At 64.8% G+C, this 19,878-nt stretch carries 15 protein-coding genes and 1 pseudogene; 13 read left to right on the top strand and 3 right to left on the bottom strand.

Annotated features, from left to right (window positions below; translation table 11 throughout):
- The first annotated feature begins 94 nt into the window (after window positions 1-94).
- The 4 genes from C5B85_RS05075 (at window position 95) to C5B85_RS05060 (ending at window position 4,362) form a co-directional block, all read left to right on the top strand.
- Window positions 95-1,453: an ABC transporter substrate-binding protein gene (locus tag C5B85_RS05075; RefSeq protein WP_104284954.1), complete on the top strand. Its 1,359-nt coding sequence runs from the start codon at window positions 95-97 to the stop codon at window positions 1,451-1,453.
- A gap of 42 nt (window positions 1,454-1,495) precedes the next feature.
- Window positions 1,496-2,410 (top strand): carbohydrate ABC transporter permease, encoded by a 915-nt coding sequence (locus tag C5B85_RS05070; RefSeq protein WP_104284953.1) that lies wholly within the window; start codon window positions 1,496-1,498, stop codon window positions 2,408-2,410.
- Window positions 2,407-3,225, top strand: coding sequence for a carbohydrate ABC transporter permease (locus C5B85_RS05065; protein ID WP_104284952.1), 819 nt, complete (start codon window positions 2,407-2,409; stop codon window positions 3,223-3,225). The genes C5B85_RS05070 and C5B85_RS05065 overlap by 4 nt, the downstream gene beginning before the upstream one ends.
- Window positions 3,226-3,366: 141 nt before the next feature.
- On the top strand, window positions 3,367-4,362 hold the full coding sequence (locus C5B85_RS05060; protein ID WP_104284951.1) for a putative zinc-binding metallopeptidase: 996 nt from the start codon (window positions 3,367-3,369) through the stop codon (window positions 4,360-4,362).
- A gap of 63 nt (window positions 4,363-4,425) precedes the next feature.
- Here the strand turns inward: C5B85_RS05060 and C5B85_RS19510 are convergent, their stop codons facing one another.
- Window positions 4,426-5,709, bottom strand: coding sequence for a LuxR family transcriptional regulator (locus C5B85_RS19510; RefSeq protein WP_181064285.1), 1,284 nt, complete (start codon window positions 5,707-5,709; stop codon window positions 4,426-4,428).
- Window positions 5,710-6,537: 828 nt separating this feature from the next.
- Here C5B85_RS19510 and C5B85_RS05050 point away from each other — a divergent pair.
- The 8 genes and pseudogenes from C5B85_RS05050 to C5B85_RS05015 all read left to right on the top strand — a co-directional run bounded on the left by C5B85_RS05050 (window position 6,538) and on the right by C5B85_RS05015 (window position 16,459).
- Window positions 6,538-7,308 (top strand): ATP-binding cassette domain-containing protein, encoded by a 771-nt coding sequence (locus tag C5B85_RS05050; RefSeq protein WP_219819339.1) that lies wholly within the window; start codon window positions 6,538-6,540, stop codon window positions 7,306-7,308.
- The gene (locus C5B85_RS05045) at window positions 7,305-9,260 is read left to right on the top strand and encodes a YhgE/Pip domain-containing protein (protein ID WP_104284949.1); all 1,956 of its coding nucleotides are present in this window, start codon (window positions 7,305-7,307) and stop codon (window positions 9,258-9,260) included. Before C5B85_RS05050 ends, C5B85_RS05045 begins: the two co-directional genes overlap by 4 nt.
- A gap of 71 nt (window positions 9,261-9,331) precedes the next feature.
- Window positions 9,332-10,741: a glutamate decarboxylase gene (locus C5B85_RS05040; protein ID WP_104284948.1), complete on the top strand. Its 1,410-nt coding sequence runs from the start codon at window positions 9,332-9,334 to the stop codon at window positions 10,739-10,741.
- A gap of 82 nt (window positions 10,742-10,823) precedes the next feature.
- Window positions 10,824-11,528, top strand: coding sequence for a hypothetical protein (locus C5B85_RS05035; protein WP_104284947.1), 705 nt, complete (start codon window positions 10,824-10,826; stop codon window positions 11,526-11,528).
- A 3-nt stretch (window positions 11,529-11,531) separates the two neighbouring features.
- On the top strand, window positions 11,532-12,449 hold the full coding sequence (locus tag C5B85_RS05030) for a DMT family transporter (protein ID WP_104284946.1): 918 nt from the start codon (window positions 11,532-11,534) through the stop codon (window positions 12,447-12,449).
- A 3-nt stretch (window positions 12,450-12,452) separates the two neighbouring features.
- Window positions 12,453-14,260: pseudogene (locus C5B85_RS05025) on the top strand (oleate hydratase).
- A gap of 51 nt (window positions 14,261-14,311) precedes the next feature.
- Window positions 14,312-15,391: a linear amide C-N hydrolase gene (locus C5B85_RS05020; RefSeq protein WP_104284945.1), complete on the top strand. Its 1,080-nt coding sequence runs from the start codon at window positions 14,312-14,314 to the stop codon at window positions 15,389-15,391.
- A gap of 99 nt (window positions 15,392-15,490) precedes the next feature.
- Complete coding sequence (locus C5B85_RS05015) at window positions 15,491-16,459, top strand: FUSC family protein (protein WP_181064284.1); 969 nt, start codon at window positions 15,491-15,493, stop codon at window positions 16,457-16,459.
- 59 nt (window positions 16,460-16,518) lie between these two features.
- Here C5B85_RS05015 and C5B85_RS05010 read toward each other — a convergent pair whose 3' ends face one another.
- Entirely contained in the window at window positions 16,519-17,589 is a 1,071-nt protein-coding gene (locus C5B85_RS05010; RefSeq protein WP_104284943.1) for an AI-2E family transporter, read from the bottom strand.
- Between the two features lie 276 nt (window positions 17,590-17,865).
- On the opposite strand from C5B85_RS05010, the gene C5B85_RS05005 reads away from it, so the two are divergent.
- Window positions 17,866-19,227, top strand: coding sequence for a threonine/serine exporter ThrE family protein (locus C5B85_RS05005; RefSeq protein ID WP_104284942.1), 1,362 nt, complete (start codon window positions 17,866-17,868; stop codon window positions 19,225-19,227).
- Window positions 19,228-19,268: 41 nt separating this feature from the next.
- Here C5B85_RS05005 and C5B85_RS05000 read toward each other — a convergent pair whose 3' ends face one another.
- Window positions 19,269-19,877, bottom strand: a complete 609-nt coding sequence (locus C5B85_RS05000) for a class I SAM-dependent methyltransferase (protein ID WP_104284941.1) — start codon at window positions 19,875-19,877, stop codon at window positions 19,269-19,271.
- Between the last annotated feature and the right edge of the window lies 1 nt (window position 19,878).

Raw genomic sequence — 19,878 nt, 5'->3', positions numbered from 1 at the left:
CACAGTCCTGCGCCATGAAGAACAGGCCTGCGCACACCCCCACTGACATTTTCCCCCCTGCTCCCCCGCAGTCAGCAAAAGAAGGAAGCCGAACATGAACCAGAAGCACCGGAGAACCGCGGCAGTCGCTGGCGGGTTGACGCTTGCCCTCGCACTGGCGGGTTGCGCCCCAGGCACGGGACAGACGGCTGGGCCCGCCGAGCCTGCCGGTGACATCAGCACCGATATCTCGCAGTTCGGCGACGTCACGCTGACGGTGTGGGACCAGGAGGTGCGCGGTGGGCAGAACGAGCAGATAGAGGAGCTGAACGCCGCGTTCGAGGAGAAGTACCCGAACGTCACGATCGAGCGGAACTCGCAGGCGTTCGATGACCTGGCGACCACGCTGCGTCTTGCGTTGACGGACGACAACGCGCCTGACGTCGTGCAGGCGAACAACGGCCGCAACACGATGGGCGCGTTTGTCGAGGCCGGCCAGCTGCGCCCGCTCGACGACTACGCGGAGGCTTACGGCTGGTTCGACCGCTACCAGGAGTCGATCCTGCAGTACTCGACGTACAGCGAGGACGCGAAGGTGTTCGGCGAGGGCAACCTGTACGGACTCCCCCAGGTTGGCGAGGTCGTCGGGATCTTCTACTCGAAGGCGAAGCTCGAGAAGCTCGGCGTCGAGGTGCCTGGAACCTGGACCGAGTTCGACGCGGCGCTCGCGACGGCGAAGGCGGCTGGCGAGACGCCCATGCAGCTCGGCAACATCGAGCAGTGGCCGGCCGGGCACGTGTTCGGCCCGCTCCAGGGTGAGTACGTGGATGCGGAGAGCATCACGAACCTCGGGCTCGGCAACCCTGGCGCCAGCTGGACCACGCCGGAGAACGTCGAGGCGGCCACGGAGCTCAAGAGCTGGGTCGACGACGGCTACTTCAACAGCGGCGTCAACGGCACCGACTACGACGCGGCCTGGCAGGCCCTCGCTAGCGGCAACGGCGTCTTCCTGATCGGGGGCTCCTGGCTCGCGGCCGACCTCGAGGCGAGCATGGGCGACGACCTGGGGTTCTTCGTGCCGAAGACCAGCGATGGTGCGCTCGCGACGACCGGCGGCACCGGCCTCCCGTTCGCGATGACCTCCGCGGCCGACAACACCGACGTCGCGGCGGCCTACATCGACTTCCTCACGAGCGACGAGGCCATGCAGATCCTCGCCGACACCGGCAACCTGCCCGTCAACAACTCGGCTGAGCTCGCGCCGGAGTCCGGCGTCTTCGCCGACATCTACGGGGCCTTCGGCGAGGTTACCGAATCGGGCAGCGTGCTCCCGTACTTGGACTACGCGACGCCGACCTTCGGCGACACGCTCGGGCAGTCCCTGCAGGGGCTCATCGACGGTCAGCTCACGCCGGAGCAGTTCACCGAGGCGCTGGAGACCGATTATGCGGCCTTCACTGCAGCGAACGAGTGACCCGAGAGTGAGCGCGAATGAGTAGCTCGAACCTCGCCGCGTATGTCTGACTCGAGCACGACGGAGCGGGAACGCCGCCCAGCGAGGGGTGCCAGGAGAGGCACCCCCGCCTGGGTGCCGTTCGCGTACCTTGCGCCCGCGTTCCTCCTCTACGGCACTTTCTTGCTGTTCCCGCTCGGTCGGGCCGTGCAGTTCTCGTTCTTCGAGTGGGACGGGCTGGGCGCATCCACGTTCGTCGGGTTCGACAACTACGTGCAGATCGTGCAGGACGAGCGCCTTCGGGAAGCGTTCGGGCACGCGTTTGTCCTCATCTTCTTCTACTCGATTCTGCCCCTCGCCTTGGGTCTCATGCTCGCGGCGATCCTCACGCGGGCGAGGGTCCGCGGCCTGGGGTTCTTCCGCACCCTGATCTTCCTGCCGCAGGTCATCGCCATGGTCGTCGTGGCGGTCACGTGGCGGCAAATCTACGCGCCAGACGGCCCCCTCAACGGGCTGCTCCGCCTCGTGGGACTGGAGAGCTGGACGCGCGCCTGGCTCGGCGACTACACCTTCACGTTGCCCGCCGTCGGGCTCATCGGCTCCTGGGTGTCGCTTGGGCTCGTGACGGTGCTGCTCATGGCCGGCATGAGCCGCGTGCCGAAGGAGCTCTACGAAGCGGCGCGACTGGACGGCGCGGGACCGGTGCGCGAGTTCTTCTCGATCACCCTGCCCTCGGTGCGCGGTGAGATCACGGTCGCGCTGACGCTCACGATCGTGGCCGCGCTCAAGACCTTCGATCTCATCTACGTCACCACGAGCGGCGGGCCGGGCACGTCGACGACCGTGCCGAGCTTCGAGGTGTATCGGCGAGCGTTCGAGCTGGGCGAGGTGGGCGCAGCGACGGCCGTGGGCGCCGTGCTCACACTCATCGTCTTCGCCATCAACTTCGTCGTGAACCGGATCGGGGACCGCGCATGAACGTCTCCCCCTTCGAGAGGGTCGCGAACTACCTGATCCTCTGCGTCTTCGGCCTGGTCATCCTCGGCCCGATCAGCGTCATCGTCACGCTCGCATTCGGGCCGGAGAACGCGAGCGTCGCGCAGGAGGGACGCGTCTTCCACTGGGAGAACTTCCCCACGGCGTGGGAGGTCGCCAGGTTCGGGCAGTACATGCTCACCTCGGTGGTCGTCGCCGTGATCGTGGTCGTCGTCGCCGTGCTCGCGTCGATCCTCGCCGGCTACGCGCTCGGCACCCTGAAGTTCCGCGGCGCGACGCCCATCTTCTACCTGTTCCTGCTCGGCATCATGGTGCCGACGGAGGCGTTCATCGTGCCCCTCTACTTCGACCTGCGCACGGTCGGGCTGACAAACACGGTGTGGGGCGTCGCGTTCCCGCAGATCGCCATGTCGATCGCGTTCGGCACGTTCTGGATGCGCACCTACTTCCGTTCCTCCAGCCAGGCCCTCATCGACGCGGCCAAGCTCGACGGGGCCGGTTCCATGCGCATCCTGTGGCAGGTGCTGGTGCCGATCGGCCGGCCCGCCATCCTCACGCTCGTGCTGCTGACGTTCATGTGGACCTGGAACGAGTTCCTCATTCCGCTTGTCATGTCGCCGAATGGCAGCGTGCGCACGGCGCCGCTCGGCTTGGCGTTCTTCCAGGGGCAGTACACGCAAGGCACGGCGCTACTCGCGGCGGGCGCCATCATGGTCGCGCTGCCCGTTGTTGTGCTCTACGTGTTCCTGCAGCGGCACTTCATCCAGGGGATGCTCGAGGGGGCCGTCAGGGAGTAGAGCGTCGTGCGGGGGCAGCTGGGCGGCGGCCACCAGGGCAGCTCAGGATGTCAAGCCCCGCTGGCCCGCATCCCGCCCCGCGTACAGTGATGCGCTGGTCGTCGCGGCACCCCCGAGCTGCGGCCCGAGAGAGGCTTCCCCGTGCGACGGTTCGACTGCGATGTGTGCAAGAACGAGGTCTTCTTCGACTCGGTGTCCTGCGAGCGATGCTCGTCGAAGCTGGGCTACGTGCTTGGCCTCGACGACGTGCTCGTCGAAGGGGGCAACGTCGCACGGGACGGAGACCTTCGGAAGTGCAGCAACGCCGAGCTGGCGGGCTGCACGTGGCTGACCGCACAGGCTGGCGGGCTGTGCGAGAGCTGTCAGCTCACCCGCACTCGGCCAAGCGACGCTGACGCGAAGGGACTGCGGCTCTTTCCGATCGCCGAGGAATCGAAGCGGCACCTGCTGCGCGACCTCACCCGGCTTGGGTTCGCAACGCGCCCCAAGGAGAACGGCGAGCCCGCAACGGTGGGCCGGACGCCGGTATTCGACCTGCTGTCGAGCGTGTCGGAGAGCGTCACGATCGGCCACGCCGACGGAGTCATCACCATCGACCTCGCCGAGGGCGACGACAGCTATCGCGAGCAGGTGCGCCAGCGCCTCGCCGAGCCGTACCGCACCATGCTCGGGCACTTCCGCCACGAGAGCGGCCACTACTACGAGTGGCAGCTCGTCGAGCAGACCTCGTGCATCGACGAGGCGCGGGAGCTCTTCGGCGACGAGCGCGCCGACTACCAGTCCGAGATCGACCGTCACTACGAGGAAGGGCCTCCGGAGAATTGGCGCAGCAACTACCTCAGCAGCTACGCGACCATGCACCCGTACGAGGACTTCGCGGAGACGTGGGCCCACTACCTGCACATCAGGGACACGCTCGAGACGGCGATCGCCTTCGAGCTCGTGCCGGCTCTGGCCCCAGATGCCTCCGCCAGGGAGGTCGTCGTGGGGAGCTGGATGCCGTTCGCGACCGCCATGAACGTCGTGAACCGCTCGCTCGGACAGCGTGACCTCTACCCGTTTGTGCTGCCGGACAAGGTCATCGACAAGCTCGCCTTCATCCACTCGCTGAGGGACCCCTCGAGCGCCCACGCCTAACCCGCGGGAGCCAGACGCCGGTCGCCGGCGGGCCGCAATGCCGCATGTCCGGGACGACGACGCTCAGTCCCGTCCGGCGTCGTCGCCGGTGAACAGCTGGAAGCCAACGGCGGCCTGAAGGGCCTCGGCCCGGGTCGAACAGGACAGCTTCCTGTAGATGGAGCCAAGCTGGGACTTGATCGTGTTCGGCGAGACGTGGAGCTGGGATGCGATCTCAGCATTCGTCTTCCGACGCCGAAGTGCGTGCAGAACCCGGAGTTCCCCCTGGGTCAAGTTCGGACGTGTCTGGACGCGGATATGGTCGAGGCCGGTGAGCGTCGCATCGAGCGAGAGCTTCGCCTGCTCATCGAGCTCTGACCTCACGTGCGTGATCACCTGCTGCGGGATCTGGCTCAGCATCCGCCGTGAGTTGCGGCGATAGGCGATGTGCATCACCCGCTGCGCCGAGACCGAGTCGAGCGATCCTGTCTTCGCGACGGTGAACCAGGCGGCAAGGAGCGCCCGTTCAGCGTGCTGAGCCGGGGAGAGCGTGCGGCGCTCGGACATTCGCCCAAGGTGCGCCTCCGCGAAATCTAGCTGGTCGTCGGCCAGCGCGAGGCGCACGGCTGCGCTGGCCTCGAGGAAGCCTTTGCGCTCCCCATTCAGTGCCGCCGCTCGTGCCTGCTTTTTCGCGCCGAGCGCCCACAGCGCATCGATGGAGGCCGCGTTCATGACGTCGATTGCCAGGGAACCGTGCTGTTCAGCGTGAGCGTCCCGCGACAGGTGCACGTACTCGAGGGCTTCCTCCGGGCGGTGACGCGTGATCAGCGATCGCGTCCGTGCGAGCAGCGCATATGGCCAGGTCATCTGGATGCTGTCGAAGGGCTCGAGGCGCGCCAACTGTTCGTCGATGTCATCGACCATGCGCTCCGCGCCCATGAGCGCCGCCGCCGTGTGCTCTGAGACATAGCTGGGTTCGCAGTATGGCGACGTCGATTCGGCGAGCCGTGGCAACTCGGCGAGGATCCGCTCCGCTTCCTCGAACGAGCCGCGCTTGGCGTGTGCCAGGGCGAGGCGGGACAGGGCGAGGCGCTGCACGTCAGGGCGACGTTCGATTCGCCCGATCTGGTGCGAGGTCGCGAGCTCAGTGAGGGCGGCGCCGGTATCACCGGCGGCGAGCATCGTCGAGCCGATCTGCTGGTGGTAGAACCACAGCGGCCCGTCCGGCCGCTCCCGGAAATCGGTTCCCTTCGACCGGACCCGGTCGGAGAGACGCGTGGCATACGCCTGCGCTGCCGTCACATCGCCGCTGTACCGGTGGGCGATCATCTGCGCCAGGGTGAGCATGTCGATCTCGTCCGTGGACATAGCTCGGAGGGAATCTGGACTGACCTTCGGTTTGAACATCGGGCGACGATGCGTGAGCACCGGGTTCACCCGGTGCAAGACCCAAAGAACCGGGTAATCCTCCAGCAACGAATTCGGGATCTGCTCGATTGCCGCAGTGAGTGCAAGGTAGTGGTTGTCGAAGAGAGGCCAGATGCCGGCCATCGCCGCCCGGGCGATCGTTCTCGGATCCCTCGACGCAAGCGCATCATTGAGGCCGTCGAGTGATTCCGAGGCAGTTGCGGCATTCATCATTCACGATCCTCTCGGCACTCAGGTACGTTTTTGCCGACGCTTATGAGAGCGCCCACGAATCACGAACCGGAGCGCGCGCACATTAATGCCGCAGGCCGATGAACACTCTGGGGGTCGAGTGAGAATGCCTTTTGTCGGTCGCCAAATTCCTTCTCATCAAAGCCAACTTCATCGCTGGGTGACATGAGACTGCCTGGCGGCAGAGGGTGAGTTCCGGGGTGAAATGCGATCTCACCCTAACGCGATCTGGCTTCATACGCCAACATCCCGACAGCCGGGCGTGGCTTGACGCAGAATCTGCCGGGTGATAACGCGGGTGATGCGGGTGACGATGTCGTGGATGAAATTCCCCAAAGGCCGAACCGTCGTTCTAATGCCGAAGATATGGTGACGAACATGACCCCGAAAACAATTGATCGGCAACGGATCCCCCCGCGCAGAACCGGTCATTTCAATGACTCGAAGAGGCACATTCAAGAGGGAATAGACAGCCAAATCGGGAAGAACGGGCTCTAACCGCGCAATGCACCGGAAAACAAGTCAGGAGAGCATCGCGTGAGCGACCTACAGCAGCTTTTCGGCGAACAGCCGCAGTCGACGACCCGTGAGGTGGACCTCGCTGCCGCCGGTGAACCGATCCTCGTCGCCCAGGGCATGGGAGTCAGAGCTTCCTGGGGGCACATCTACGGCCCCGTCGATCTCACGGTCAAATCTGGTGGGGTCACCGTACTGGTTGGAGCTGGCGGACGCGGACGAACAGCACTGCTCCTGACCCTCGCGGGGCGCATGAAGCCCACGAGCGGACAGCTCGAATCGTTCGGGCGCGAGAACGATGCCCACCACCTGTTCAAGCAGGCGGCGCTCGCGAACATCGACGAAGTCGACGGCATCGGCCAGACCATCCGCGTGCACGACATCATCACCGAGCAGATCAGATGGGCCGCACCCGGCGCCCGTTGGGTGCGTCAGTCGAAGGCCGTTGATCTCGAGCGAATCTGCGCGCCCGTCTTCGGCGAGTACTCGCTCCCGAGCATGGGAGCCATGGTGGAGGAGCTCCCAGAGCTGACCGGTGCGCTCCTGCGCATCGCCGTCGCCAACATCCGCAAACCCCCAGTGCTCGTCGTCGGCGGCATCGACAAGCTGTCGAGCATCGAGAGCGCACACAAGCTGCTCGGCCGTCTCATCGCGCTGGGCAGGGAGCAGACGGTCATCACCGCAGATGTCAACGGCGTGTCGCCGGACGCAGGAGTTCGCGAGCAGATCGTCGTCGACAACCTCACCAACAAGGAGTTCGCCGTGCTCGAACGAGAGGCAGACGAACGATGATCGCCGCGTTCTCCCCGGGGAGCGACTTCAAACGCTATTACCGTGGCCGCATGCCGCGGCTCGCGCTCGCCGTCGTCATCCTCATGCCACTGCTCTACGGAGCTCTCTACCTGTGGGCGTTCTGGAACCCGTTCGGCAACGTCGACAAGATCCCGGTCGCGATCATCAACCTCGACCAGGGCGCAACAGTCGAGGGAGAGCCGCTCACCGCCGGCGACTCGGTCGTCCAGGGCCTCATCGACTCCAAGCAGCTGGACCTCACCGAGACCAGCGAGGAGGACGGCGTCGACGGACTCGCCCACGGCAAGTACTACTTCACGATCACGGTGCCCGCCGACTTCAGCGAAGCCGTGGCATCCGTGACCACCAACGAGTCCCGCTCCGCAGAGCTGGAGTTCACATACAACGACTCCAACAACTACCTCTCGACGATCATCGGCCAGGACGCGGCAGAAGAAGTCATCGTCATGGTCAACCAGCAGGTGTCAGCGCAGATGTTCGACCAGGCGCTGGCAGCCGTCCGGGCCGAGATCCCAACGCTCAAGGAAGCTGTCGGCAGCGTCGAGGAACTCAACTCGGGGATGCAGACGGCGAACAGCGGTGCAAAGGAGATCGCGGACAACCTGGTGACCGCGAAGGAAGGATCGGCGACGCTTGCCGGCGCCATCGACACGCTCGACGAGGCGGTCCAGGGGGCGGTCACTCGCGTCGACAGCGCTATCTCCGCATCCGGGATCACAGGTGCCGAGCTGCGCGAGCTGTCGTCAGACGTCGTCACGAGCACTGACACCATCGCGACCGCACTCAACGAAGCAGCCGCAGCCCAAGCGCGAGCCGACAGTGAGCTCGAGACCATCATGACCGAGCTCGCTGCAAGCGACGATCCAGTCGAACAGGCAATCGCGGCCCGCCTCGAGAGCGTGCACACGCACATCGAGGACTCCAAGCTGACAGAGGAATTCGTCACGGTCTTCGACGCCCTGCACGCCGACATGAACCTGCTCGCGGGCGAATTCAACAACCCAGAGAGCCGCGTCAACGTCATCATGACGGCCATCGAGGACGGCGCCGTGCAGCGCGACCTCGCGACCGCTTCCTCAGACGCTGATCAGCTGCGCTCTGGAGCCGATCAGCTGGATACCGGCCTCGGCGAGCTCTCCGCAGGCGCCACACAGCTGTCGTCGGGGACAGACCAGCTCGCAGCTGGCACGATCGAGCTCGCCGATGCTGCCGAAACCGCACTCAACCTCTTCCCCGACTGGGACGAAGACCAACAGTCGAACTTCGTTCAGGCACTCGCCCAGCCGGTGGAGCTGAAAGAGACGATCCACAACGAGGCCAAGACCTTCGGCTACGGCTTCGCACCGTTCTTCCTCGGCCTCGCGCTCTTCGTCGGCGGCATCATCGCGTGGATGCTCTTCACCCCGCTGCAGGCGCGTCCACTCGCCCAGGGCCTCGGATCCTTCCGCGTGATCCTCGCCTCGTACGTGCCGACCGTGTTCGTCGGGTTCCTGCAGGCGACCATCCTCTACCTGGTCATCTACTTCGGCATCGGGCTGCATCCAGAGCACACCTGGGGAACGTACGGGTTCCTCCTGCTGATGGTGATGATGTTCATGGCGATGATCCAGATGTTCAACGCGGTCTTCGGCCCGGCAGTCGGACGTGTGTTCACGCTCGCCTTCCTCATGATCCAGCTGACCTCCGCCGGCGGCATCTATCCCGTCCCGACGACCACCAACGTGTTCCAGTACATCAACGTCATCGACCCGATGACATACACCAACAACGGACTGAGACAGCTGATCCTCGGCGGCATCGACGACCGGCTGCTCACAGCGATCATCGTCATCCTCTCCATGACCGTCGCCTTCATCGCCATCTCGACCTGGGCAGCGAGAAGGAACCGGCAGTACAACATGGACCGCCTGTATCCGCCGGTGGAGGTCTGACCGTGCCGACAGCACCACGAACCCCTTGCACTTCCACGAAGTCCCGGTCCGAACGAGAAGAGAGAGTCCCCATGGAGAAGAACACGAGCAGCGCCCGTCAGTCGACGAACATCAACCCGAATCTCGACATCAATCCCGTCTTCGTCCGACCGGGCGAGGCGACGGTCTTCGACAAGTTCAAGCTCCCGGCAGACCAGAGCCTCCCGGAGACGGCCTACCAGATCGTGCACGACGAGGCCATGCTCGACGGCAACTCGCGCCTCAACCTCGCGACGTTCGTGTCGACGTGGATGGACGACGAGGCGAAGAAGCTCTACGCCGAGGCCGCGGACAAGAACATGATCGACAAGGACGAGTACCCGGGTACTGCCGCGATCGAAGACCGCTGCTGGCGGATGCTCGCAGACCTGTGGAGCGTCCCGAACACGGAAGACACCATCGGCACCTCCACGATCGGCTCATCCGAGGCCTGCATGCTCGGCGGCCTCGCACTCAAGCGTCTCTGGCAGGAAAAGCGCCGCGCTGAAGGCAAATCGACGGAGAAGCCGAACCTCATCATGTCCGCGGCCGTGCAGGTCGTGTGGGAGAAGTTCTGCAACTACTGGGACATCGAGGCGCGCTACGTGCCCGTCTCCCCCGACCACCTCGTGCTCGACGGACACGACCTCGAGACGTACGTCGACGAGAACACCATCGGCGTCGTCGCCATCCTCGGCCAGACCTTCACGGGCCTCTACGACGACGTCGCGGCCCTCGCCAAGAAACTCGACGAGATCCAGGCCGCCACCGGCATCGACGTGAAGATCCACGTCGACGGTGCCTCCGGCGCAATGGTCGCTCCCTTCTGCCAGCCCGAACTGAGCTGGGACTTCGCGATCGACCGCGTGAATTCCATCAGCACCTCCGGCCACAAGTACGGTCTCGTCTACCCCGGAGTCGGCTGGGTCGTCTGGCGCAGCACGGCTGTGCTCCCCGAGAGCATGATCTTCCACGTCAGCTACCTCGGTGGTGACATGCCCACCCTCGCCCTGAACTTCTCCCGACCGGGCGCGCAGGTACTGCTGCAGTACTACCAGTTCCTCCGCCTCGGCTTCGAGGGCTACCGCCTCGTGCAGCAGAACTCCATCGACGTCGCGACGTACCTCTCCTCCGAGATCGAGAAAATGGGCCCGTTCGAGCTCGTCAGCCGAGGCGCCACGATCCCCGTGTTCGCGTGGGTCCTGAAGGACGGCCACACGAAGAACTGGAGCCTCTACGACCTCGCTGACCGCCTGCGCATGAAGGGCTGGCTCGTGCCGGCCTACCCCATGGCGGACGACATGAGCGATGTCATCCTGCAGCGCATCGTCGTGAAGGTTGGTCTCAGCCGCGACCTCGCTTCCTCGCTACTGGCCGACATCAAGGGCGACATCGAGTACCTCGACTCCCTCGAAGTGCCCCTGCCCCGCGAAGCCGGCCGCGGCGTGCACTTCCACCACTGATCGAGCACCGGGCGGGGATCACCGGTCCCCGCCCGACGCCCGTGCACCACAATTCCCCCACGCACCCCACGGAGAATCGGACATGACGAGCGCCGCCCTTCCCCTCGCGCGAACGAGCTCCCTGCTCGTGCCGACAGTCGTCAAGCAGTGCTGGCTGTTCATGATCGGCTCCGCCCTCTTCGCCGCCGGGTCCGCCCCCGTGCTCAGCGAGCAGATGGGATCCCAGCTCTCCAACCTCCTCTTCTTCATCGGTGCCTGGTTCTTCACCGCAGCAGGGCTCATCCAGGTGTTCCTCAGCGGAGCCGTCGCCGTCGCCGTCCCATACGCGCCCGGCCGCATGGTGCGCGCGGAATGGCTCACCGCATCCACGCAGTCCTTCGGCACACTCCTCTTCAACGTGAGCACCACCGCCGCCCTCCATGCGAAGAGCATCACCGCGCAGGAGAAGCTCGTCTGGAACCCGGATGCTGGAGGTTCCGTCGCATTCCTCATCAGCGGCTGCGTGGCCTTCATCGCCTTCGCCCACACCGGGTCCAGCTGGAGGCTCAGCTCAGCCGCCTGCTGGTCCGTCGTCATCAACTTCGTCGGCTGCGTCGCCTTCGCCGTCTCAGCTATCGGCTCCTTCATCCTCCCGGGTGGGAACACGGTCAATGACGACTTCGCGACCTGGGGAACGTTTACCGGCGCGATCTGCTTCTTCGTCGCGTCTCTCGTCGTGCTCCCAGGCGCAGCATCGCGCCACCGCAGCCAACAGCGCACCGCTGCGCAGACCTCGCAGAACGGCTAGCGCGTGCTCATCGGCGTCGCCCTCGCCCTCGCCTCTGCCGCATTCATGGCGGTCGGCAATCTCCTGCAGTCGCGCGGAGTGCACCTCGCGGAGACCAAATCGACCGGCCGCAAGGACGCGACCGTGCACATGCTGCGCAACCGCGTCTGGCTGCTCGGCAGCGTCGCCCTGGTCGTCGCCATGATCGTGCAGGTCGCGAGCCTCGCCTTTGCGCCGCTCATCGTCGTGCAACCCATCGGCGTGGCCGCGCTCGTCTTCTCCGTCGTCATGACGAGCGTCATCCACAAGGTTCGACCCTCCGTTGCCGTGCTCCGTTCGATCCTCCTGTGCGTGATCGGCGTCGGCGGCTTCGTGGTCGTCGCCGCCATCGTCAGTACGCAGGAGCCGATCGAGGACACGCAGCTGATCGCAGTGCTGATCACCCTGGGAAGTGTGCTCCTCGCGACCGCGATCATCGAAATCCTTGGAAAGGGTCGGCCTACTCCCCCACTTCTCTGGGTCCTCCTCGGCGGAATCTATTCGGCGTTCGTCGCGACCTTGGGGAAAACCGTCATCCTTCGAGTGCAGGCCATCCTCAAAGCACACGAGATGCCCTTCAACTCGACAGACATTCTCACGATCGTCAGCATTCTTGGCATAGGTGTTGCGGGCGGGCTCTCCGTCATCTTCGTTCAACGCGCCCACCTCGACAATCCGCCGGAGGTCGTAGTCGCGGGGCTCACGGTCATCGATCCCACGATCGCCGTCATTCTGGGCATCGTGATCCTCCGCGAGGCCACGAACGCGCCCCCGTGGGCCGCCCTCGCGTTCCTCTTGGCGGGAGCCACAGCGATGCTCGGCGTCTTCAGCCTCGCTCGTGCCGAGAACGCACCGCGAGGAACTCTCACCCCTACCCCCAGCCAAGCCGAAGAGAAAGAGTAAACGATGCACTACAGCAGTGGAAACTACGAAGCATTTGCACGGCCGCGTAAACCCCAGCGTGTCGACGAGAAAAGTGCCTGGCTCGTCGGTGCGGGGCTCGGCAGTCTTGCCGCCGCTATCTTCTTGATCCGCGATGCTCAGATGAGCGGTGACCGCATCACCATTCTGGAAGAGATGAACATCGCGGGAGGAGCACTGGATGGCATCAAGTACCCAGAGAAGGGCTTCGTCATTCGCGGCGGCCGCGAGCTCGAAGACCACATGGAGTGCCTCTGGGACCTGCTGCGCACTGTGCCGTCCCTCGAGATCGAGGATGCGAGCGTCCTCGACGAGTTCTACTGGCTGAACCTCGACGACCCGAACTCCTCGAAGCGTCGCGTGACCGAGAAGCAAGGCCAGGATGCGGGGACCAACTTCAAGTTCGGCCTGTCCGAGAAGGCGCAGAAGGAGATCGTCGGAGTCTTCCTCGCCACACGCGAGCAGATGGAAGACAAGCGCATCGACGAGATCTTCAGCGATGACTTTCTCGGCAGCAACTTCTGGCTCTACTGGCGCACGATGTTCGCTTTCGAAGAGTGGCATTCCGCCCTCGAGCTGAAGCTCTACCTGCACCGATTCGTGCACCAGCTCGGCGGCTTCCCAGACATGTCAGCACTGAAGTTCACGAAGTACAACCAGTACGAGTCGTTTGTGCTCCCCATGCAGAAGTGGCTCCTCGAGCGAGGCGTCACCTTCCAGTACGGCACCAAGGTCACCGACGTGCACTTCGATCTTGCGGGCGACATCAAGCAGGCGACGCGCATCGACTGGGTTCGAGACGGCCAAGAGGGCGGCGTCGACCTCACCGCCGACGACCTCGCCTACATCACGATCGGATCCCTGACCGAGAACTCCGACCAGGGCGACCACCACACGGCTGCCCGACTCAACACCGGACCCGCACCCGCATGGGACCTGTGGCGCAGCATCGCCGCGAAAGATGAAGCCTTCGGTCGACCAGAGGTCTTCTGCGGCGACATTCAGAAATCCAAGTGGGAATCGGCCACCGCCACCACGCTCGACGAGCGGGTCCCCAAGTACATCGAACGCATCGCCGAGCGCGACCCGTTCGCCGGCAAAGTCGTCACAGGCGGCATCGTCACGGTCAGAGACTCGCCCTGGCTCATGAGCTGGACCGTCAACCGTCAGCCCCACTTCAAGGCACAGAAGGACACCGAGATCGTCGTCTGGATCTACGGACTCTTCGTCGACACCCCCGGCGCCTTCGTGAAGAAGAGCATGCAGGACTGCACCGGCGAGGAGATCACGCAGGAATGGCTCTTCCACATGGGCGTGCCCGTCGACGAAATCGTGGAACTCGCATCCACCGGTGTCAAGACCGTGCCCGTCATGATGCCGTATGTCACCTCGTTCTTCATGCCACGCAAGGCAGGTGACCGGCCCGCAGTCGTACCGAAGGGCAGCGTCAACTTCGCGTTCATCGGCCAGTTGCCGAGACCACGCGCGACTGCATCTTCACGACGGAATATTCCGTGCGCACCGCCATGGAAGCGACCTACGAGCTCCTGGGCGTCGAACGCGGCGTACCCGAGGTCTTCAACTCCACCTACGACCTCCGCTTCCTCCTGCACTCGACGAACATCCTCCGCGACGGCGAGCAACTCGACGTCCCAGGGCCGAGCTTCGTCAAGCGGCACCTCGTGAACCGCTTCGACAAAACAGAACTCGGACAACTCCTCACGGACTTCAGCCTCATCCCCGCCACACAGGACACCGGCGTACGCAGCCGCAGCGACGACGCCATCGCCTGACGCACCACCAGCGCAAACACATTCACCACCACGAAAGGACGGCGCATACGCATGTGCACTCGAGTTGTCTGGCCTAACGCAAACGGATCGGTCATCGTCGGCAGGAACATGGACTTCCACATGGACCTCCTCACGAACATCTGGAAGTACCCAAGGGGCATCGAACGCACCGACGGCGTGGCAGGTGACCTCACCTGGACAGCGAAGTACGGGAGCATCGTCGCCACCGCGTTCGATCTCATCGCGACCGACGGGATGAACGAGGAAGGGTTCGCCGGCCACATCCTGTGGCTCGCAGAGTCGAACTACGGGAAGCCAGAGGCTTCCGCAACCCAGCTCAGCCAGGCCATCTGGCTGCAGTACTACCTCGACAACTTCGCGACCGTCGCTGAAGCCGTCGAATGGACCGAGTCGACCGGTGTGCAGATCGCACAGCTCTTCGACCCCACCGGCCACCTCGTGCCGACGCTGCACCTCGCGATCAATGACGCCACAGGCGACTCAGCGATCATCGAGTACACCGACGGCACCCCAACGGTCCACCACAGTCGCGACTACAAGGTCATGACGAACTCGCCGACCTTCGACAAGCAGCTCGAACTCGTCAAGCAGTACGACGGGCTGGGCGGCGACAAGCCCCTGCCGGGTTCGACGCTCGCGAGCGACCGCTTCGCGCGCGCATCCTGGTACGTGGAGCACCAGGTCCAGCCGAAGACACAGCTCGACGCGATCGCCGCCATGTTCAGCATCATCCGCAACGCCGCACAGCCGTTCCGCACGCCGGAACCCGGCAAGCCGGACGCCTCGCAGACGATCTGGCAGGTTGTGCTCGACCTGACGAACAAGCGGTACGTGTTCGAATCCACGACCCGCCCAAACATCGTCTGGATCGACCTCGATGACATGAGCTTCACCGAAGGCAGCAAGGTGCTCAAGCTCGACCTCATCAGCCAGCTCGCCCTCGAGGGCGGACTCGCAGGCAACGTGAGCCACAAGTTCACCGATGTCGGGCCGGAAGTCACCGAGGTGCTCGCCACCGGCGTCAAGGCACTCGAATTCGTCGCCAACAAGAAGGACGAGTTCACCGCATTGAAGACGCTCGTGCAGGGCTACGTCGGCAGCAAGAAGTAGCACCAGCGCAGCGGCGGCCCCTCTGCAGAGGGGCCGCCGTTCGCACACTCGATGGGTCAAGAAATCACTTGCCCAGGCCTTGAGAGAGAAGTACTCGACGTGGAGCAGAACCCTCGGCTGAACGACAAGCAGCTCAGCGCCGCAATCTCCCCGAAGCAGCTGCTGGTCGCCGTCGCGCTGGTCGCCGTCGCCGCAGTGATCCTCGGACTGAGCCAACTGCTGATCGGCCCAAACACGGCCACATCTGGCTACCTGACTCTCCTGTTCCTCCTCAGCGTCGTCCGCGCGGGCAGCTGGCGCACGCGCCTCTTCTCCGTCATGTGGTCGCTCACCGTCGCAGCGCTCGGGTTCGCCGTCGGCGGCCTCGGACTCTGGGCGACGCTGGCAGCAGTTGTCCTCGTCTCCCTCGTGCAGGCCTTCGTCACCGTCGGCGAGTCGTCTTTCCTGACCAGGTCCCCCGTGAACCTTCTCGCGTTCGCGTCGCTCTCCCAGTCGGGGGCCGAGCTCTGGCAGGCGATGCTGGGGTCCGTGATCGGAGCAGCCGTCATCGTTGCCTTCGCGGCGCTCACAAAATCCAGGAAGCAGCCGGATGCAGCCGTTGTCCCGCTGTCCGACCGAATCAGCTACGCAGCGGTCACCGCGATCGGATCTTTCCTGATCGTCTACCTCGCCGAGCTGCTGGACTTCCCCTACCGAGAGTGGACGCTGCTGTCCTTCAGCGTCATCCTCGCGGTCAGCGCAGATCAGCAGTCGCAGCGCGGCTGGTCGCGCATCCTCGGCTCCGTCGCTGGCGTCGCTCTCGCACTGATGGTGTCGCTGCTGCCAGCACCGGTCCCGCTGGTGCTCGCCGCCATCTTCATCGTGCTCTGCGTGGCCTACATCAACGCCGGAAACTACGCGCTGTTCATCCTCTTCCTCACACCCGCCATCCTGCTCACGACGGCCTCGGAGCACTCCGCCTTCGCACTCGGCCTCTACCGCCTCGAGTCCGTCGTCTTCGCCACCGTCATCGCCCTCATCGGCAGCCTCGCGGTTGCCTGTCTGCGACGCCCAGCTGTGGAACGCTAGGCGCTTTTGGTTCTCGGTTCCTGGTTCTTAGTACTTGGTTCCTGGTCCTTGGTTCTTCGCTACCCGCGGGCAGCTTTCGGGACGACGAGCTCTCGCACCAGCAGCACGACGCCAGCGGCGAGGGGGATCGCGACGAGCGCTCCCACAAGGCCAAGCAGGGTGCCGCCGGCGAGCGCCGCGATGAGCACGAGGGAGCCGGGGATCTGCACGGCCTTCGACATGACCTTCGGAGTGAGGACGTAGGCCTCGACCTGCATGTAGACGAGCATCGCGATGAGCACGATCAGCGCGGCGACCGGCGAGGTGAAGAGGGCGATGACGGTCATGAAGATCGTCGTGATGATCGTTCCGATGAGCGGGATGAGCGTGATGAAGAAGCAGATCACGGCCACGATGAACGCGTAGGGAGTGCCGACGATCCCGAGCAGCAGGCCGCTGAAGACGGCGTTGATGAACGCGAGCACGACCATGCCGTTGAGGTAGGACCCGACGGAGGCCATGATGCGCTCCGCGTACTCCTCGAAGCGGGGTCGCACGGAGGCGTTGATGAGCGAGTAGCCGGCCTTCTTGATGTTGCCGAGCGTCGCGATGAAGTTGAGCGTGAGAATGAAGACGAACAGGCCCGTGCTGACACCGTTGACGACGCTCGAGCCAACCTTCAGCGCACCCCCGCCGACCGTCGCCCAGGTGTTCGGGTCGGTCGCCGTCTTCTGCGCCCAGTCGAGGGCGTTGGTCGCCGCACCATTCGTCGCGGTGTTGATCGTGTCGAAACATCCCTCCTCGTTCAAGCGGGAGATCTCCTTGGGCACGCTCGTCGCTAGCGACGTGACCTGGTTGACGAGGATGGGGACGACAATCCACACCAGCCCCGCGACGACCAGGACAAAGGCGATGATCACGGTGATGATCGCCATGGCGCGCTTCAGTCCCCAGCGCTGCAGCAAGCGGATGAGCGGATCAAGCCCGAGGGTGACGAAGAAGGCGATGAACACCGAGAGCAGCACCGACTGCAGCTGCACGACGGTCGTGGCGAGCAGCGCGGCGAGCAGCAAGCCGATGGCCACAGAAAACCCCCACACGACAGGGTTTCGACGAAACAGGCCAGGGGCAGGATTGCGATCTTCAGGCATGAAGAAGAACCTCTCGGCGGATGCAGTCCGCGTTCTTTGGGGATAACCACGTGGACATCAACACTTCCGCACGGAGACGCTGCAACCTCGGATTCTGCGCGGAGGACATGCAGAAGATCACCCGCGGACTAACCTGCGGCCCTCCCGGTTTTCACCCACAGGTAAGCCTCCTGTTTCGGTACTTCGCAACCCTAGGATCGTGAGTGACGGGCAGAAGCGCATCAATGTCCGCGACTCAGAGGCGATACCCCTCCGCCTGGATTGTGAATCGAGCGCATGAATCTCCGCCAAACGCGCGTGCAGCGACTGCTTGCAGCCATCGAACCCACCGGCGCCGACAATGGTGCCGCCTCGAGCGACATCGACCTGAGAGCGATGTTCGGGGCACTCGGGCCCGCGCTGCTTGAGGCGTCGCAGGCCACGAACGAGGTCGAGGTGACCCTGCAGGGACTGGCACGCGCGTACGGGCGGCCAGATCTTCGCGTGTTCGTGCTTCCGACGCTGATCATCATCGAGGACCCGAAGAGTGAGAAGACGGCAGTGTTCCCGGCTACCGGGGAACCGCTGCGTCTCGACCAGGCCGGCTCCATCGAGGAGCTCGTGCAGCGGGCCGCGAGCGACCAGCTTGAGCCGGCACATGTGGTGAGCGAGGTGGAGCGCATCACGCGCTTGAAGCCGCGCTTCGGATTCCTCCTCTCGCTGCTCGGGCAGGTGCTCCTCACACTCGGATTCGGGATGGTCATGAACCCGACCCCCACTGCCGTGCCGATCTACGCCGCCCTCGGCTTAGTAGTGGGGCTCATCCTCATGATCGGGTCGAAAGCGCGCACCCTTTCACTCGTTCTCCCGGTCCTCACCGCGTTCGTGGCGACGGTCGCGGTGTCGCTGGCGAGCCAGAGCATCACCGAGGGGAACGTGCTGCTGCTCGTCGCGCCCGCGCTTGTGAGCCTGCTGCCTGGCTTGACGCTGACGATAGCGGCGGTCGAGTTGACCAATGGGCAGATCATGGCCGGTGCGAGCCGGCTCGTCTACGGGTTCGCCCGTCTCGGACTTCTGGCGTTTGGCGTGTACGTCGGGATCACGGTGACGGGAGCTTCCCTGACTGAGAACACCTCCAGCGAGCGCCTCGGCGCGTGGGCACCTTGGGTCGGAATCCTGCTCGTCGGTGTGGGCTACTACTTCTCGGAGGTCGCGCCCAAGCGGTCGATGGTGTGGATCGTGTTCGCGCTGGCCCTCGCCTACGCGGCGCAGCTGCTCGGGCACCTGCTGCTTGGCACGGAGCTCTCCGGCATGATCGGGGCGCTCGTCGCGGTTCCCGCCATCTACCTTGCGTCACACCTCAGAGCGGCGCCCCCGCCCGCGGTCATGCTGACGTGCGCGTACTGGATGCTCGTCCCGGGCGCGCTTGGGTTCATCGGCCTGAGCGAGGCCGCTTCCGGGGCGGCGGGTGCTGCAGGAACGCTCATGCAGACCATCGGGTCGATCGTCGCGATCGCGATCGGCATGGTTCTGGGGACTGGGATCAGTCGGGACACGGGAGCTGCCGCTCGTGCTTGGAATCGCCACGGGACCGTGCACCGGGCCGCGGTCAGCTCGAACTCCGGAGACTGGAGGGGCTCGAGGCGCGGATCGCTGTGAGGCGCGCAAGCGCTCCGCACGTCGTCACCGAGGCCGCTCCCTCAGGAACCGGATGCACGCACCGCGACGAGCGCACCGTGAGGCCGGTGCCCCGTGTCGGTGCGGACATGCACTTCCTCGACGAGGAAACCGGCGTCGTCGAGCAGCCGCGCGAACTCCGCGACGGGCCAGGCATACGCCGTCGTCACCTTGTGACCGAACGGCGCGACAACTGGACCCTCGAAGAAGCCGATCAGCAGACCGCCACCTGGGCGGATACAGCGGGCGAGTTCCATAAGCGCGCCCGGAATCCGGGGCGGCTCGAGGTGGATGAGCGAGTACCAGGCGAGCGCGCCTGCAAGGCTCGCCGATGCGACGTCGAGGGCTTCGACGGTGCCCTGCCGGAAGTCGCACTCCTGGTGCCGATCGAGGGCGATCTCCACGAACTCGCGAACGGGGTCGAGCCCGACGATATCGACACCGCGAGCATGGAGCCAGGCCGTCCAGTGCCCAGGTCCACAGCCGACATCGAGCACGGGACCATCGATCTCGCCCGCCCATCGCCCGATCAGCTCGCGGTCCTCCTGGGCCATCGCCGCGATACTTCCGAGCGCGTCCGCGTACTCGAGGGCGCGCTCGGCGTAAGCCAGAACGGAGCTGTCAGCACTCATG

This window comes from Pseudoclavibacter sp. AY1F1, assembly GCF_002931075.1.
In the GTDB taxonomy this organism is placed as follows: Bacteria; Actinomycetota; Actinomycetes; order Actinomycetales; family Microbacteriaceae; genus Pseudoclavibacter.
This window is presented reverse-complemented; position numbering and strand designations above follow the sequence as displayed.